This is a genomic window from Demequina aestuarii (assembly GCF_000975095.1).
Classification (GTDB): domain Bacteria; phylum Actinomycetota; class Actinomycetes; order Actinomycetales; family Demequinaceae; genus Demequina; species Demequina aestuarii.
The window spans coordinates 2369945-2385886 of sequence record NZ_BBRD01000001.1; the positions used below are offsets into that span (position 1 = coordinate 2369945).

The following is a 15942-nucleotide window of genomic DNA, read 5'->3' on the forward strand; positions in this document are numbered from 1 at the left end:
GAGTGCGCAGGGCCGATCTCAAGGTTTCGCTGACGGCGTGGGAACCGCCCTTCCTTCACTGCGAACCCCTCTTTGTGGCGACACGCCGTCAGTGCAGCTCACGCCAGCCCGACACGCGGGAAGCCGCCGCAATTCGGGTTCGCAGTTCAGGGGTGAGATAGCCGAAGCGCATGAGGGTTCCGATCACATCGGCCACGATCTCCTCGGGCCTGTCGAGAGCGTCGTGGAACATGTACCGCAGGTGCGGGTATCCCTGCGTCGTGGACGCACGGTCGCGGTCACCGTCGCGGGCGCGCGCCCTCTCCTCCGAGTGGTGTGCCTGCGAGTCGATCTCGACGACCAGCACTCCTTCGACGAGAAAGTCGACCCGGCCGACACCGTTCAGTGGGAACTGAGGCACCACGTCCAGGCCCGCCTCCACCAGCTCCACTCGTGCGCACGTCTCCGACAGCGACTGAGAGCGCGGGTCCGCATGCCGCCGCAGCCACTCTCGCCGCGCGGAGGTTCCGCCGACGAGCAACTCCAGATGCTCGGGCCTCACCAGGCCAGCGTTCAAGGCTCCGTCGAGAATGGCCAGCTGTTCACGCGGACCCACACAGTGATGGGTCAGGTCGAGGTGCAGCATCGGATGGGGGTGCGTCGGCAGATCGATGCGGTGCAGGACCACGCGCTCGTCGGGACGGCGCCGCGCTGCTCCGAGGCCGCGTGACTGCGGCACCTGCAGGTGCGTCGCGGCGGGACCGGGATAGACAGGCAGCCCCTCCTGCCGCGCATAGGACACGCACGTGGGAGTTCCACGGAAGATGGTTGCCAGGACCTGATGCTCCGGAACGCCGGGCAACGCGTAGCACCCGCGGTGAACACGCCGGACCTCGCCCCGCGCGACGGCTGCGGTGAGCGCGGCATGACTGACGCCGGTCTCGCTGAGCTGCTTCCACCGAGCCGCTCCTCCGAAACGGCGAATGACGGGAACGGGGTGCATGTCGCCACTGTCGGTGCGCTCGGCGGGCGCTGCCACGGTGGCCACGCGGCCCTGTGGATTTGCCGTCTCCCCCACGGCCCTGTGGGCGGTGAAGAGGCAGCAAGCCCGCGCATCGGCCGTCCTGCCCTCGAACTGCGAACCCATCCAGCGAGCGACACGCCGAGAACCGAGCCTGAGGCGACGGGCTCTGCGGCGTGTCGGGCGAAAAGTGGTTCGCAGTTGAAGACGAGGCGGGGGCGGGCGGGTCAGTCCCCGTAGACCGCCGGGTTGAGGATCGCCACGAACGGCAGCGTCCGGTACCGCTCGGCATAGTCGAGGCCATAGCCGACCACGAACTCGTTGGGAATCTCGAAGCCCAGGTACCTGACCGGAACCTCGACCTGAACCGCGTCAGGCTTCCGCAGCAGCGTCATCACCTCGACCGAGGCGGCGCCGCGCGATCGCAGGTTGCCCAGCAGCCAGTGCAAGGTGATGCCGGTGTCGATGATGTCTTCCACGATGAGCACGTGGCGCCCGCTCAGATCGGCGTCGAGGTCCTTGAGGATGCGCACGACTCCCGAGGACTTGGTGCCTGAGCCGTAGGACGACACCGCCATCCAGTCCATCTGCACGCTGGGCGGCATGCGCCGAGCGAGGTCCGCCATCACCATGACCGCGCCCTTGAGCACGCCGACGAGCAGCAGGTCCTTGCCCTCGTAATCGTCGCGAATGCGGGCCGAGAGGGAGTCGAGCTTGCGAGAGATGTCGTTCTCGCTGACGATCACCTTGGTGAAGTCGTCCATGTCGTACTGGGGTTCCACGGCTGCTCCTCAGGGCGTCCTGAGCGGTGCTCAGGTGCGGGGACTCGGGCGGGCGATGACCAGCCTGCCATATTCGCGGCGCGCCTCGTAGCCCCCGGGAAGGGCGACGCCGCCCTGTCCACGGAAGCCGGTGACGAGCTGATCGATCGCCACCACGTGGGCGGCGGTCAGGGGGCCAGCGCCGAGGTTCTCGGCCAGCATCTTGATCATGCGCGAGCGGATCGCGTCCGGGAGGGCCGCGAGCATGTCGCACCGCCACTCGTCGCCTCGTACCTCCGAGGCGCTCGCACCCATCGCGGAGCGCGCCTGCCGGTCGAGCTCATCCGCGTCGGCCTGCAGCAATGCCGCCGACCGTGCCAGGCCCGACACGACGCCAGGTCCCAGCACGTCCACCAGCGCGGGCATGACCTTTGCGCGCAACGCCGAGCGCTTGGGCCCGTCGGACACGTAGTTCGACGGATCGTGCCACGGATCGAGCCCCAGCGCCTGGCACGCAGCAATCGTGTCCTTGCGGCGCAGCGACAGCAGCGGTCGGATGATGCGGCCGCGCCGCGCCGGGATTCCCGACAGCGCCCTCGCGCCCGAGCCGCGAGCGAGAGCAAGCAGCACGGTCTCGGCCTGGTCGTCCATGGTGTGTCCCGTGAGCAGCACGGGCGACAGCCCGCCCTCAGCGTCCATCCGATTGTTGAGAGCCGCGTACCGGGCATTGCGGGCCGCCGACTCGAGACCTCCCTCGCGCCCGACCTTCACCTTCTCAATGAAGACGTGGTGGAGCCCGGCTCGGCGCACCTCCGCCGCGGCGCGGTCGGCCACGGCGGCGGAGTCGCTCTGCAGGCCGTGGTCCACGATGATCGCGCCCGTGAGGTACCCCTCCTTGCGGCCCACGAACGCGGTCGCGGCGGCAAGTGCCAGCGAATCCGGTCCACCAGAGCACGCGACCCAGACGCGGGTGCCGATCTCGGACTCATCGAGCGCGGCGCGGACCGCCGTGCGCAACGCGGCGACTGAGGGGTGGGGGCCGGTCATCGTGACAACCCCAGCGCGGCCGATGCGCGGGCCGGCTTCCCGTACCTCGCGCGGCCGTGCTGTCCGCTATGGCTCACAGCCACAGTCTGCCAAAGCGGTGACCATCTCGTCGAAGGCGACTCGTGGCGCCACCGGCCCGTAGGGCATGCCGTCGGCAAGGATCGCGAAGGCGAGGAGCCGCCCATCGGCCGTCTGCACGGTTCCCGCGAGCGCCGTCACTCCGGTGAGAGAGCCGGTCTTGGCCCGCAGGACGCCCGCCGCAGAGGTGTCGGCGTACCGGGACCCGACGGTCCCCTCGAGTCCGCCGACGGGCAGCCAGTCGAGCAGGTCCTGGGTGGGCTCCGCGGCAAGCGCGGCGGTGATCGCACCGGTCAGGTGCTCGGGGGACACCCGGTTGCGCTCCGAGAAGCCCGCCCCGTCATACAGGACGAGCCCGCCCACCGGCGCGCCGATGCCGTCCAGTCCCGCCACGGTCGCCTGCGCGGCTCCGGCCGGCGTCGTGGGCCGGCCGGTCTCGAGTGCGTGCACCCGCGCGACAACCTCGGCGATGGTGTTGTCCGAATCCCGCAGCAGCAGATGCGCGACGTCGCTCAGCGGCGCGCTCTGAACCGACGCGACGGCCGATGCGGTGCTCGGGCTGGGAGACCGGGTGACGCCCTCGGCGATGGTCGCGCCGCGCTCGGACAACGCCGTGGCGAGGTGATCGCCCGCAGCGATCGACGGGTCCGGGTAGCGCTGCGAGTACTGATCGTCTCCCGTGCGCGCGACGTCGACGGCCAGCCCGGTGGCGCCCGCCACGTAGCCGTTGTCGAGGGCGTACTGCGGCCAGTCGGGATTCACCGCCGGGCCCTCGAACGCCGTGTCGTCCACGGCGATCGTCACAGGTCCGCCGGTCAGCAGCTCTGGTGCCGCCAGCGCGACAGCGTCCGCGAGGTCGGCGATGCCTGCATGCCCGTTGGCGTCGGCGCCCGCGCCGCCGTGCCCTTCCTCGGCGGCCAGCATCATGTCGCCACCCGCGACGAGCGTCACGACGCGACCGGCCGGCTCCCACGTCACAGTGGTGGTCATGCGGTAGTCGGGCCCGAGGTCGGCGATCGCGCTCACCGCGGTCAGCAGCTTGGCGGACGAGGCGGGCACCTGGACGTCGTCGGCGTCGACGTCCGCCAGCACCTCGCCGGTCGCGACGTCCACGACCGACACGTTCGTCGAGGGGCCCGTGCGACTGTCGGCGCGGACTGCCTCCGCGAGCGACTGGACGTAGTCCGCAGACGGACGTGGCGCATCGGCGCTCACCAGGGACACTGGCGAGGCGGCGACCGTCGCCGCGGCGACCGGGAGCGGAGAGAGGAACGGCGCGGGAGCCACTGGGACGGGGTCCGCGGTGATCCACCCGGGAGCGACGTCGTAGGCGTCCGCGACGGCGTAGGCACCAGCCCCACCGATCACTGCTGCGGGGACGAGAATCCCCGCCAGCACCTTGCTGCGCACGCGTCACCTCCGGACTTAGGACACACTAGTACCCAGTAGCACACTCCCCGACGCGAGGTAGAGCATGGAATTCAATGTGACGATCGAGATCCCCAAGGGATCACGAAACAAGTACGAGGTGGACCACGAGACGGGTCGCATCATCCTCGATCGCATGTTGTTCACGTCCACCCGGTATCCCGACGACTACGGGTTCATCGACGGCACGCTCGGCCAGGATGGCGACCCGCTCGACGCGCTCGTCCTGCTGGAGGAGCCCACGTTCCCCGGCTGCATGATCCGCTGCCGTGCGCTCGGCATGTTCCGCATGAGCGACGAGGCCGGCGTGGACGACAAGGTGCTGTGCGTGCCCATGGGCGACCAGCGTCAGGCGTGGCGACAGGAGCTCACGGACATCTCCGACTTCCACCGCCTCGAGGTGCAGCACTTCTTCGAGGTCTACAAGGATCTCGAGCCCGGCAAGTCCGTCGAGGGCGCGACCTGGGAGGGCCGCATCGAGGCAGAGGCTGAGATCCAGCGATCCTTCGAGCGCGCCAAGGGCACCGCTTTCGAGCACATGAACCCGCTCAACCCGCCGGCCGGCCACTGATCCGAGACGCGCCGCTGGCGCCGCGCGCTCACAGCGCCAGGCGCTCCACCGGGAGCGTGAGGGCGCTCGCCTGCGATTGCTGGTCCGCGCCGTGCGTGCGACTCGACGCCCGCAGCGTCAGGCCTTCCATCAGTTGAGCGTGGCGCGCCAGCGACAGCTGGAACGTCGCCTCGGCGACTCCGCCGACGGTCACCAGCCCGTGGTGAGTCAGCGCGATGGTGGCGCGATCGTCGAAAGACGTCACCGTGAAGCTCCAGCCGTCGGCGGGCTCGCACCAGCCCGCGGCGGACGCGCTGTCCTCAGCGAGGCAGGCTCCCGGAATGTCGAACGTCACGTCGATGCCCGAGACCTCTCCGGCATCCGCTCCCCCGTTCTCGACTCCCACGGTCACCACGAGCGTGTGAGGCCTCCCGAGAAGGCCGTGCTGAGCGAAGGTGCGGTCCCGGCGGATGCGCACGGACCCGGGGCCGACACTGATGCCCAACCCGGCGGAGTGGCCGGCCCCCTCCGCCGCGGCGGACCGTACGACTCGCAGCGACTGACGCCGCCACAGGGCGCCTCCCGTCAGCCCGTCGACAGATGCGGGCTGCGGGGTTCGTGACTCGATCATGGGGGACCTCTTCTCGCACGGCGTGGCGTTCACCGAGTGGGACGGTCCGCAGGTCGAGGGATGACGGAGAAGCCGCCACGAAGTGAGGCATCTCATGTCGACGCTTCCCGGCGTGTCGCGGATGTACGAGGCGTGTCATCCAGATGCGCGGGAGAGCGACGCAGCGTGGGCTCAGAGAACCGGGTTCAGTGGCGAGAGCGCACAGGGCCGATGCACGAGCCGTCCAGGGAGAGTCGCGCGAGGACTACGGGCGGCCGATGTACGGCATCATGTCGCCGACAGCCCACGAGTAGAGGCTGCGTTGCTGCGCGGGCTTGCCGTGTGTCTGGGCCTCCATGATCTGACCGTTGCCGATGTAGATCGCGACGTGGTAGATCGCCGAGGCGCTGCGGTTCGAACCCCAGAACACCAGGTCGCCCTTGCGCAACTGCGAGTACGGCAGCTTCGATACGCCTGCGTACTGGGTGCCGGAGGAACGCGGGATCGAGATCCCTGCCGTCCGCCATGACGCCGACGTCAGTCCGGAGCAGTCGTACGCGGGGCCGTTGCCCGCCCACGCGTACGGCGCGCCCTTGAGGGTGAGCGAGTGCGAAGCGGCGCGCGAGCCCTGCGATGCGCTCGATCGCCACGAGTTCGTGGGCTCCGGCTCGGGCTCCGGCTCCGGTTCGGGTTCCGGCTCGGGCGCGGGGTTCGACGGCTGCTGCGGCTCGGGCTCCGCGGTCTCGGTGGGGCGCGGGTTCGGCGCCGGCGTCACGGGGTTGTCGGTCGGGGATCCGCCGCTGTTCGAGCCGCCCCCGTTCGAGCCGCTGTCGCTCGACCCGCCGCCGTTCGAAGCGGGCGGCGCCGCCTGCTCGGCACGCTGCTGCTCCTCCTGGAACTGCGCCTGCTGGCGTGCCGCGCGCTCGGAGGCGAGCCCGTTCTGTCGCTCCTGCTCGAGCTCCGCGGTGACCCCGCGCATCTCGGCCAGTCGCGTGACTGCGGCGGCGCGCGCCGTCGCGGCATCCCCCACGGCCTGTTCCGCGGACTCGCGAGCGCCCTTGGCGGTCTCGAGTGCGGTGGCGGCCTCTGCCGCGGCCGTCTCGGCGGTGACCGCCGCCTGCTGCGCGTACTCGCGGGTGGTCGCGGCGACGATCTCGGCTGCCTGGACCTGCTGCACCGTCGAGTCGGCATCGGCCGATGCGCGGGCGAGCCCCTCGGTGCGGGTCATGACCTCGTCGAAGCCGTCGGACTTCACAATCGCCTCGATGTTGCCCATCGAACCCGCATTGCGGTACGAGGCCATCGCAACGGCAGCCAGCCCGGTCTTGGCCTCCGCCAGCGCGGCATCGGCCTCGTCGGCGCGCTTGTTCGCGGCATAGAGCTGGCGCTCGGCCGCCACGGCGGCGTCCTGCGCGAGGTGGTAGTCCTCGTCGGCGAGACGCGCAGCGACATCGGCCTGGTGCAAGGCATCTTCGAGCTGAGCGATGGCGGCATCGAGCTGGGCCACTCCAGTGGCCGCGTCCGAGGCTGCGGCCTGCGCGGCGGCGATCTCGTCCTCGCCCGGGTAGTCAGCGGCGCGGGCCGGCGCGATCGGGAAGGCCACGAGCGCCGTGAAAGCGAGCGCCGTCACGAGCCCCATCGTGCCCACGGAGTGGGGTGCACGGCGGAGCGTGTGCCATCGCGACATGTCGCCTGCCTTCTGAAGAACCATCGTTGTCACATCTGTCACATGCATCACATGCGACTCACCTGTCAAAGACTAAACGCCGTTCCTCCATCTGGCTACCCCCTGTGAGAAAACGGACAGACCGCGCGACTCCATCGGCTCCCGCGCCATCCCCTAGTGTGGCCGCATGGATGACGATGGGCTGGAGACCGAGGCCTGGGCCGCTGACGAGGGCCCGACCGTCGGCGTCCCCATCCCCGCATCGGCCGCCTGGCGCGAAGGCGACCACCCGGGGCGCCGCCGGTTCTTCTCGCTGGGAGACCTGACGCTCGAGGCCGACCCGATGGGCACGCTCCCGGGAGTGACGCTCGCGTACGAGACGTGGGGCGAGTTGAACCCTGCGAAGGACAACGCGGTCTACATCGCGCACGCCCTCACCGGGGACAGCCACGTGTGGGGGCCCGCTGAGGACGGCCACATCACCGGTGGCTGGTGGAACGCGATGGTGGGACCGGGCCGGCCCATCGACCCCGAACGACACTTCATCGTCTGCGCCAACGTGGTCGGAGGGTGCCAGGGCAGCACGGGACCCGCGAGCGCACACCCGGTCGACGGACGGCCATGGGGATCCCGCTTCCCCTACGTGACCATGCGCGACATGGTGAACGCCGAGATCGCACTCGCCGATCACCTCGGCGTGGACCGCTGGCGGCTCATCACCGGACCGTCGATGGGCGGCATGCGCGCCATCGAATGGACCGTCATGGCGCCCGGCCGGGTGGGCGCGATCGCTCCCGTGGGGTCCACCGCCGCCGTGACCGCGGACCAGATCGCGTGGTCCACCACTCAGCTCGCAGCCATTGCGGCCGACCCGAACTTCCGGGGCGGCGACTACTACGGCGCCCCCGACGGGCAGGGGCCCCACGTCGGGCTCGGCATCGCGCGGATGATCGCCCACACCACATACCGATCAGAGCGAGAGCTCGCCGACCGGTTCGGGCGGTCGTATCAGGGCGACTCGGACCCGCTCGGCAGAGGCGGGCTCTTCGCAGTGCAGAGCTACCTGCAGCACCATGCGCGCAAGCTGGCGCGCAGGTTCGACGCGAACACCTATGTACGGCTCGCTCAGGCGATCCAGAGCCACGACGTGGGCCGCGACCGCGGTGGGGTCGAGACCGCCCTGGCGCGCTACACCGACCCGGCGCTCGTGATCGCCGTCGACTCGGACCGCCTCTACCCGCTGAAGAACTCCCAGCGACTGGACGCTGCGCTCTCCGGCTCCGACGGCGTCAAAGTGGTCCACTCCCCCGTGGGCCATGACGGGTTCCTGGTCGAGTCCGGACAGCTCAACGCATTCATGCAGGAGTTCGAGCGCTCGCTCTAGTCTTCAGGCGGCCGATGCCCGAACGACGAGGTCGCGACTGAGCCTGTCGAGATAGGTCGGGATACGGAGACGCTTGCTCGACTCGTGTACAGACAACTGTTGTGCGGGTACACCCAGTTCTCGGGTCACAGCGCCGGCAGAGGATTGGTAGATTCGCGCTGGAACAAGCCAGTACTCGCGTCGGCTCCGGCCGACGCCGATCAGCGGGAGCATCCATCGTGGCAGATCGACAAGACGCGGCTGGCGCTCGCGTTGCGCTCGTCGCAAGCGCCGCCGTCGCGGTCACCGCTCTGCTCGCGTACGCACTGCAGGAATCTGACGCGACTGCGATCTGGCTCTACTACTCCAATCTCAGCGCCGCGGCAACCGCCGTGATAACGATCGGACGACTCACGGGGCGTGGCTTTCGGTCCGCCCTGTTCATCGGCTTCGCGGCGACGTCCTCACTCTTCTCGGCGATAATCTTCCTCGCGGTCATTGCCCCAGTCAACGGCATCGCAGAGTGGAGCGATCCATGGTCGGCCATCCACTCACTGAGTCTTCACATCGCACTGCCCATCGCCACCGTGCTGGCGCTGATCACAGTCCCGCACTCCGGGGTGCCCATATGGCGTGGAGTCGCGACGTGGATGATTCCGCCCGGGCTCTATGTCACGTTCCTGCTGATCGCCAGCGCGGGGGGGTGGATCGCCGACGTTCCCTATCTCTTCCTCTCCGTCGGCCAATATGGACCGCTGCGGGTCCTGCTCCATATCTCCGTGCTACTGGGGGTCTTCTCGCTCTGTTGTGCCGCCATATCCGCTCTCCAGCGGCGCACAGCCTCCAAGACGGATCACTCACAGCCGCCGGGGGGCCTCAGGAGAGCAATGTGAAGATCAACACGCTCAGTACCACCAGCCCGATGGCAAACGCGGCGAAGTAGTGAGCGTCGTCTCGCCAGTTCTTGCGCCGATCCTGTGTCTCTCGTCGTAGGACAAAGACTCCATACACCGCCGCCGTGACGGCGAAGAACAGAAGCGCGAATACGTTGCGCTCAGACGATGACTCAAGCATCGCGAGAGTGAAGAGCGATGCCCCCATCGCCATGGGGACTCCAGTCAAGAACGTCATATAGACGAACGGGTCCTTCTGCTTCCTAGGGTACCCACACGCGAGGAGGAAGGCTATACCTGCTGAGAGAAAGATGGCGACCGACAATGACAAGGGAAGACTGGCGCCATCTTTCGCTGAGGAGATCAAGGCCACCATGGTCAGTACGTAGCCCGCGAAGCCGACATACGTGACGAACACCAAGAACAACGTATTGATCAACACATGTGGCGACGTGAGTGAGTGGTGGCGACTCTCGGGCGGCCAAGGGTCCTTTCGTGCGATTCGGGCGTCGATGGCTGGCTCCACCTTCAACTGCTGCGTTCTGACGAACGCGAGGACCACGAGCACCACGAGGGGCAACAGGATGTTGGCGAGCACGTCCCCGGTCAGCCCATCTTTGGGATCCACAGGCAACTCGCTCACGACCCAGATCACAGCACTGGCTGCCCCGGCTCCCGCAGTGTTGGTACCCAGGTTCTCCCAGGCCCTGCCAGTGGGCTTCCTGCTGGGAGACAGGAATCTTTCGTCGCCACGAGTCCCTTGCCGCCAATCCTCAAGAACACCAGCAACCACAGCCAACAGTCCCAGCCCGATCAGGGCGACGGCCGTCGGCACGAGCGGAACGCTCGAGGGAAACAACGACACGTCTTGTGTGCTGGCGATGAAGGCGGCGGCAGAGGCGAGTGTCGCGAGCACCCAGGCCCCATCCCGTGGATGAGGTGATGGAAGAATACGGGCGATCAGGAGGATGATGACATACAAGACCGCCACCATGCCCAACACCAAAGAATCAGACAATGATCGATCCTCTCAACGAAGGAATGCCGCATCCATGTGGAACATTGCAGGAGTTTGAAGATCCGGCTGTCGCGCCAGAGATTAGCGCGGGAGACTTGAACAGGCAAGAGATTCTTCGATATTTATCCGATGCAATCCGAATCGAGACCCTTCTCCGTATCTGCGTCTATCTTGCGGTGCGCGCCCACCGCGAGCATGACGACGACGCTCGACGCTCGTTGCGAGGTGCGCGGCGTGGTTGGCACAGGGCCGGGTCGAGCGCCCACCCTCTGGGCATTACGTTCGGCAACGGCCGATGCGCTGGCTGAACGCCACCCGAGCGCCGGAGAAGCGCCTGGAATCACTAGTGGCACTTGGTTGTGTGCCTCCGGTGCGCAACTGACCACCCCAAGTGAGCCACGCTTGGTGCGAGACCCACCTTCCGTCTGGCAGCCGGCGACGAGGGCTCAATACTCCAGTGATGGGCGCATCGAACCCAGTCGACGTCGCCAAGATGGGCAGAGCTCCAACTCAAGCCCCTTATGACGAACACGGGTTTGGCAGCACCGCACCCGGTGTCCTACACTCACCAGCATGTTCCGTCGAATGTGTCGCTGACCAGCGCACGTTCGGCGTGCGCCCACACGGGCGCGCCTCACCATAGGCGAACCGCTCCCGGCATCGAGCCGGCAGCTGCCCCGCGGGCACACCCTTCGTGACACCAGGCCCGAGCATGGGCCGTGGGCCAGCGGCGATCCCGTGGCGGCCGACGGGTGATGACGGGCCCCACCCCCACTGCATCGCCACCCCTGGCACCCACCACCCAAGGAGCACCACATGTCCACTGAATGGGCCTTCGAGACCAAGCAGATCCACGCCGGCCAGAACCCGGACCCGGCCACCGGCGCTCGCGCGCTGCCGATCCATCAGACCACCTCTTTCGTCTTCGAGGACACGAACCAGGCCGCCGCACGCTTCGCCCTGGCGCAGCTCGGACCCATCTACACGCGCATCGGCAACCCCACCCAGCAGGCCGTCGAGGACCGCGTGGCGGCGCTCGAGGGCGGCGTCGGCGCGCTGCTGCTCGCATCAGGCTCGGCGGCCAACACGATCGCGATCCAGAACCTGGCCGAGGCCGGCGACCACATCGTCTCGTCTCCCTCGCTCTACGGCGGCACCTACAACCTGTTCCACTACACGCTTCCCAAGTTCGGCATCGAGGTCTCGTTCGTGGAGAACCCGGACGACCCGGAGTCGTGGCGCGCGGCGGCCCGACCGAACACGAAGGCCTTCTTCGGCGAGTCGATCTCCAACCCCAAGCAGGACGTCCTGGACATCGAGGCCGTCGCGGCGGTCGCGCATGAGATCGGCGTGCCGCTCATCATCGACAACACCGTGGCCTCGCCCTACCTCGTCGAACCGCTCAAGTGGGGAGCCGACATCGTGACGCACTCGGCGACCAAGTACCTGGGCGGTCACGGCACGGCCATCGGCGGCGTCATCGTCGACGGCGGCTCGTTCGACTACGCCCAGCACCCCGACCGGTTCCCGCAGTACAACACCCCTGACCCGAGCTACCACGGGCTCGTGTACGCGCGTGACCTGGGGGTCGGCTCGGCCTTCGGCGCCAACCTCTCCTTCATCCTCAAGGCACGCGTGCAGCTCCTGCGCGACACCGGCCCCGCGATCTCGCCGTTCAATGCGTTCCTGATCGCGCAGGGCCTCGAGACGCTGTCGCTGCGCATCGAGCGTCACGTCGAGAACGCGGTGAGCGTGGCGGACTACCTCGAGGGTCGTGACGACGTGCTGTCCGTCGCCTACTCGGGCCTGGCCTCGTCACCGTGGCATGCGCTGCAGCAGAAGTACGCCCCGCGCGGCGGCGGCTCAGTGCTCGCGTTCGAGATCGCCGGGGGCAAGGAGGCCGGCCAGGCCTTCGTCGACGCCCTCGAACTCCACTCGCTCGTGGCCAACATCGGCGACGTCCGCTCGTTGGTGATCCACCCCGCGACCACCACGCACTCGCAACTGACGCCAGAGGAGCAGTCAGCGGCGGGCGTGACGCCTGGGCTCGTGCGTCTGGCCGTCGGCATCGAGCACATCGGCGACATCTTGGCCGACCTCGAGCGGGGCTTCGCAGCGGCCGCGGCCGTCCGTGAAGGCGCCGGAGAGACCGCCGGGGTCTGACGCATGCCTGCACCCGGAGCGCCGTGGGCGCCAGACGGCATCGTGAGCGGTGAACTGCCGCGCGTGACCGCTGCCTGGCGCCCAGGCGACCCGGTGGGACGCCGCCAATTCCTGGACCTCGCGTCTCTGCCGCTCGAGGCCGATGCTCACGGCGCGCTCGACGTCACGCTCGCCTACGAGACCTGGGGCGAGCTCAACGCCGCTCGCGACAACGCGGTCTACGTCGCGCACGCGTTCACGGGCGACAGTCACGTGCTCGGGCCGGCCGAGCCGGGGCATGCGAGCCCCGGCTGGTGGCCAGCGATCGTCGGACCCGGGCGTGCCATCGATCCGGAGCGGCACTTCATCGTCTCCGCCAATGTGGTCGGAGGATGCCAAGGCACCACGGGACCCGCGCACCCACACCCCGACGATGGCCACGCCTGGGGCTCGCGCTTTCCATGGGTGACGGTGCGCGACATGGTGACCGCGGAGGCCCGGCTGGCCGATGCGCTGGGCATCGACCGGTGGCGCCTCGTGATTGGCCCCTCGCTCGGCGGCCTCCGGGCGCTCGAATGGGCGGCCTCCTTCCCCGACCGGGTTCAGGGCATCGGCGTCATCGGCGCCACCGCAGCGACCACTGCGGACCAGATCGCGTGGGGCTCCGCGCAGGCACACGCGATCCACCTGGATCCCGGCTTTCGCGGCGGCGACTACTACGACGTGGACGATGGTGCGGGCCCTCATCGGGGGCTCGCCCTGGCGCGCGAGATCGCCCACACGACCTACCGGACGTCTGCCGAGCTCGACGCGCGGTTCGGACGCACCGTCCAGCACGGCGACCCCTTGACGCCTCACGGCCAGTTCGCCGTGCAGAGCTACCTGGCCCACCACGGCACCAAGCTGGTCGGCAGGTTCGACGCGAACTCGTACCTGCGCATGATTCACGCCGTGGACACTCACGACGTGGGCCGCGGTCGAGGCGGCGCGGCGCGCGCACTCTCAGCGTTCACGGGGCGAGCGCTGGTCGTGGCGGTGGATTCGGACCGCCTCTACCCCGTCGACGATGCCAGACGCACGGCCGAGGCACTCGGCACGGGCACCGAGGTCACGGTGCTCGAGGCCGCCAGCGGTCACGACAGCTTCTTGGCCGACTGGCCGGAACTGGCGCAGGAGGTCGCCGCCTTCGAGCGTGACCTGTGAGCGGGACCTGAGCCCGAGAGGTCAGTACGCCCCGCGCCGTGCGAGCACGGCGAACGCCGTGCGGAACAGGATCACCAGGTCTCCCGCGAGCGACCAGTTCTCGGTGTAATAGAGGTCGAGCCTGACGCTCTCCTCCCACGACAGATCGCTGCGTCCCGAGACCTGCCACAATCCGGTGATGCCTGGCTTGACGAGCTGACGTCGCGCGACATCCTCGTCCCACGCGTCGGCCTCCCGGGACAGTGGAGGGCGGGGTCCCACCAGCGACATGTCGCCGCGGATCACGTTGATGAGCTGCGGGAGCTCGTCCAGCGACAGTCGTCGCAGCACCGCACCGACGCGCGTGACGCGCGGATCGTCCTTCATCTTGAAGGTCGCGCCGTCGCCCTCGTTGAGATGTGCGATCGCCTCGAAACGCTGCTCGGCATCCGCATACATGGTGCGGAACTTGAGCATCTCGAACGGCGCGTGGTCGAGCCCCAGGCGCTGCTGCCGGAAGAACACCGGACCGGGACTGTCGAGCCTGACCGCCAGCGCAATGATCGCCATGGGCACCGCCGCGACCACGAGCAGCACCACCGAGACGATCATGTCGAAGACCGTCTTGACGAAGTACTTGCGACCCGAGAACTCGGGAGAGTCCACGTGGAGCAGCGGCAGGCCCTCGACCGGGCTCATCACCATGCGCGGACCGGCGACGTCGACGATGGCGGGCGCCACGATAAGGCCGATGTCCTGACCCTCAAGCGACCAGCCCAGCCTGCGCGACTCGGCGAGCGACATGTCATCGTTGCCACACAGCACGACGAACTCGGCGCCGACGCTGCGGGCCTGCGCGACGGGATCGCGCAGTGGCCCGAGCAGCGGCACGCCACGAATCTCAGCACGGCCGCTGGGAGCGGCATGCGACGGCAGGCATGCACCCACGACGTTGTAGCCTGCACGGCGCGCACGCTGCAGGCGCCGCACCATCTCTGAGGCGGTCTCCTCGTTCCCGACCACCAGCACCTGTGCCTGGAGCAGTCCGCCGTCGCGCTGCGCGTGGATCCACAGCCGCCAGAGATACCGGTAGCCGAGCAGCACGAGTGTGCCGAGCGGGACGGCCATCAGCAGATAACCCCGGGACAGCTGCCACTGGGACAGGAACCCGAAGATCGCGATGGTCGCGAAGACGAGCCACCCCGCACGTACCACCCGGATGAACTCCTGGGGACCGTGCCCGAGGATGCGCGCCTCACGCGAGTGCGTCCAGTGCAGGGCGACGATCCACAGCACGCCGATGGCGAGCGTCACGAACCAGTAGGTGGGCGCGGAAGGTCCGGCCACGGGCTCGAGAAGATCCGGCCCGAACCTCACCGCGTGCGCACCGATCAGCACGAACGACACGACGAACGCATCACTCCCCGCGAGGCGGCGCCCGTACTTGGCGGACCAGCCGTGGCGGCCGAGCATCGGCTCCGTGGATGCAGGCTTCAGCGCCAACTCCGCGGTGATCGGTCCGGTCCGCTCAGGAGCAGCCGCCCTCGGCTCGAACCGCACCGAGGTGACGCGGTCGTCGAGGTCGGTCATGTCAATGCGCCTCGATACAGATCGATGCGGCGGTTCTCGACGCCACGCCTGCGGGCGCTGGCGTAGACGACGATCGCGCCGACCGCGAGCGCACCGAAGGCCGTCCCGGCCACGGTGATGTTCGGCACGCCGAGCATGACGGGATCGACGGCGCTGGCCTGAGGCAGGGAGACCACTGCGGAGGCGACTTCGGTGCCGTCCACGAGCGCCAGGGCGATGACGCGGGCCGCGCCGTCGGGCACCGGCTCCGTGAAGGTGGCCGTGGTGCCTGAGATCGGTTTGGACGAGGCGACCGCCTCTTCAGTGCCGGCAGTGTCTTCGATCGCCAGCACCAGCGTCGCCTCAGAGCCCTCGGGCCCGCTCACCGTGCAGGAGACCTGCGCCGGGGTACCGCCGCTCACGGATCCGCAGACCAGTGGGTCCGTCTCCACCGCTGACGCCGCCGTGGATAATGCGACGCCAGCCGCAAGTCCCACGCCGATCGCTCCGATCAGAATGCGCGCTCGGTACCACATAGTTACCCCTCATCACCGACGCGAGACCCCACCGCCAAGCGGTGGACCCTCACGCAGTCCCTCAACTGTGATGTATGTCACAGACGCTACCACCGAGAG

General features: G+C 68.6%; 14 protein-coding genes. 5 read left to right on the plus strand and 9 right to left on the minus strand.

The genetic code is table 11. The features are described from left to right. Positions 1-88: 88 nt before the first annotated feature. From AOP72_RS11140 to dacB, 4 genes are all read right to left on the minus strand, one after another. Positions 89-1027, minus strand: coding sequence for a type IV toxin-antitoxin system AbiEi family antitoxin domain-containing protein (locus AOP72_RS11140; RefSeq protein WP_062136342.1), 939 nt, complete (start codon positions 1025-1027; stop codon positions 89-91). A gap of 200 nt (positions 1028-1227) precedes the next feature. Then, a complete protein-coding gene (gene hpt / locus AOP72_RS11145) occupies positions 1228-1764 on the minus strand; it encodes a hypoxanthine phosphoribosyltransferase (protein WP_062137226.1) in 537 nt (178 codons plus the stop codon). A 48-nt stretch (positions 1765-1812) separates the two neighbouring features. After that, a complete protein-coding gene (tilS, locus tag AOP72_RS11150; protein WP_062136344.1) occupies positions 1813-2808 on the minus strand; it encodes a tRNA lysidine(34) synthetase TilS in 996 nt (331 codons plus the stop codon). Between the two features lie 66 nt (positions 2809-2874). Then, positions 2875-4296, minus strand: coding sequence for a D-alanyl-D-alanine carboxypeptidase/D-alanyl-D-alanine endopeptidase (gene dacB, locus AOP72_RS11155; protein WP_062136347.1), 1422 nt, complete (start codon positions 4294-4296; stop codon positions 2875-2877). A 64-nt stretch (positions 4297-4360) separates the two neighbouring features. Between dacB and AOP72_RS11160 the strand changes: the two genes are divergently transcribed. After that, entirely contained in the window at positions 4361-4885 is a 525-nt protein-coding gene (locus tag AOP72_RS11160; protein WP_062136349.1) for an inorganic diphosphatase, read from the plus strand. A gap of 28 nt (positions 4886-4913) precedes the next feature. Here the strand turns inward: AOP72_RS11160 and AOP72_RS11165 are convergent, their stop codons facing one another. Then, complete coding sequence (locus AOP72_RS11165; protein ID WP_062136351.1) at positions 4914-5495, minus strand: hypothetical protein; 582 nt, start codon at positions 5493-5495, stop codon at positions 4914-4916. 244 nt (positions 5496-5739) lie between these two features. Further along, positions 5740-7161 carry a C40 family peptidase gene (locus AOP72_RS11170; protein ID WP_193746413.1) on the minus strand — a complete coding sequence of 474 codons (1422 nt, stop codon included), beginning with the start codon at positions 7159-7161 and terminating at the stop codon, positions 5740-5742. A gap of 166 nt (positions 7162-7327) precedes the next feature. Here AOP72_RS11170 and metX (AOP72_RS11175) point away from each other — a divergent pair, with 166 nt between their 5' ends. Both metX (AOP72_RS11175) and AOP72_RS11180 read left to right on the plus strand, forming a co-directional pair. Beyond that, positions 7328-8524: a homoserine O-acetyltransferase MetX gene (metX, locus tag AOP72_RS11175; protein ID WP_084631757.1), complete on the plus strand. Its 1197-nt coding sequence runs from the start codon at positions 7328-7330 to the stop codon at positions 8522-8524. Between the two features lie 218 nt (positions 8525-8742). After that, positions 8743-9396, plus strand: a complete 654-nt coding sequence (locus AOP72_RS11180) for a Pr6Pr family membrane protein (protein ID WP_062136355.1) — start codon at positions 8743-8745, stop codon at positions 9394-9396. Here the strand turns inward: AOP72_RS11180 and AOP72_RS11185 are convergent. Beyond that, positions 9380-10390, minus strand: a complete 1011-nt coding sequence (locus tag AOP72_RS11185) for a hypothetical protein (protein ID WP_152650363.1) — start codon at positions 10388-10390, stop codon at positions 9380-9382. The two genes, AOP72_RS11180 and AOP72_RS11185, sit on opposite strands and share 17 nt — an antisense overlap. 840 nt (positions 10391-11230) lie before the next feature. Here AOP72_RS11185 and AOP72_RS11190 point away from each other — a divergent pair. Beyond that, positions 11231-12577, plus strand: a complete 1347-nt coding sequence (locus AOP72_RS11190) for a bifunctional o-acetylhomoserine/o-acetylserine sulfhydrylase (protein ID WP_062136360.1) — start codon at positions 11231-11233, stop codon at positions 12575-12577. 3 nt (positions 12578-12580) lie between these two features. Beyond that, positions 12581-13759: a homoserine O-acetyltransferase MetX gene (gene metX, locus AOP72_RS11195; protein WP_062136363.1), complete on the plus strand. Its 1179-nt coding sequence runs from the start codon at positions 12581-12583 to the stop codon at positions 13757-13759. A 21-nt stretch (positions 13760-13780) separates the two neighbouring features. Here the strand turns inward: metX (AOP72_RS11195) and AOP72_RS11200 are convergent, their stop codons facing one another. Continuing rightward, positions 13781-15328, minus strand: coding sequence for a sugar transferase (locus AOP72_RS11200; RefSeq protein ID WP_062136367.1), 1548 nt, complete (start codon positions 15326-15328; stop codon positions 13781-13783). Continuing rightward, a complete protein-coding gene (locus AOP72_RS11205; RefSeq protein WP_062136369.1) occupies positions 15325-15843 on the minus strand; it encodes a hypothetical protein in 519 nt (172 codons plus the stop codon). Before AOP72_RS11205 ends, AOP72_RS11200 begins: the two co-directional genes overlap by 4 nt. Positions 15844-15942: the final 99 nt, after the last annotated feature.

Excerpts from the sequence above, each read along its gene's own strand:
- AOP72_RS11205 (WP_062136369.1), bottom strand. The coding sequence starts at position 15,843 with ATGTGGTACCGAGCGCGCATTCTGATCGGAGCGATCGGCGTGGGACTT.
- hpt (WP_062137226.1), bottom strand. The coding sequence starts at position 1,764 with ATGGACGACTTCACCAAGGTGATCGTCAGCGAGAACGACATCTCTCGC.
- AOP72_RS11185 (WP_152650363.1), bottom strand. The coding sequence starts at position 10,390 with ATGGTGGCGGTCTTGTATGTCATCATCCTCCTGATCGCCCGTATTCTT.
- metX (WP_084631757.1), top strand. The coding sequence starts at position 7,328 with ATGGATGACGATGGGCTGGAGACCGAGGCCTGGGCCGCTGACGAGGGC.
- AOP72_RS11190 (WP_062136360.1), top strand. The coding sequence starts at position 11,231 with ATGTCCACTGAATGGGCCTTCGAGACCAAGCAGATCCACGCCGGCCAG.
- AOP72_RS11165 (WP_062136351.1), bottom strand. The coding sequence starts at position 5,495 with ATGATCGAGTCACGAACCCCGCAGCCCGCATCTGTCGACGGGCTGACG.
- metX (WP_062136363.1), top strand. The coding sequence starts at position 12,581 with ATGCCTGCACCCGGAGCGCCGTGGGCGCCAGACGGCATCGTGAGCGGT.
- AOP72_RS11170 (WP_193746413.1), bottom strand. The coding sequence starts at position 7,161 with ATGTCGCGATGGCACACGCTCCGCCGTGCACCCCACTCCGTGGGCACG.
- AOP72_RS11160 (WP_062136349.1), top strand. The coding sequence starts at position 4,361 with ATGGAATTCAATGTGACGATCGAGATCCCCAAGGGATCACGAAACAAG.
- tilS (WP_062136344.1), bottom strand. The coding sequence starts at position 2,808 with ATGACCGGCCCCCACCCCTCAGTCGCCGCGTTGCGCACGGCGGTCCGC.
- AOP72_RS11200 (WP_062136367.1), bottom strand. The coding sequence starts at position 15,328 with ATGACCGACCTCGACGACCGCGTCACCTCGGTGCGGTTCGAGCCGAGG.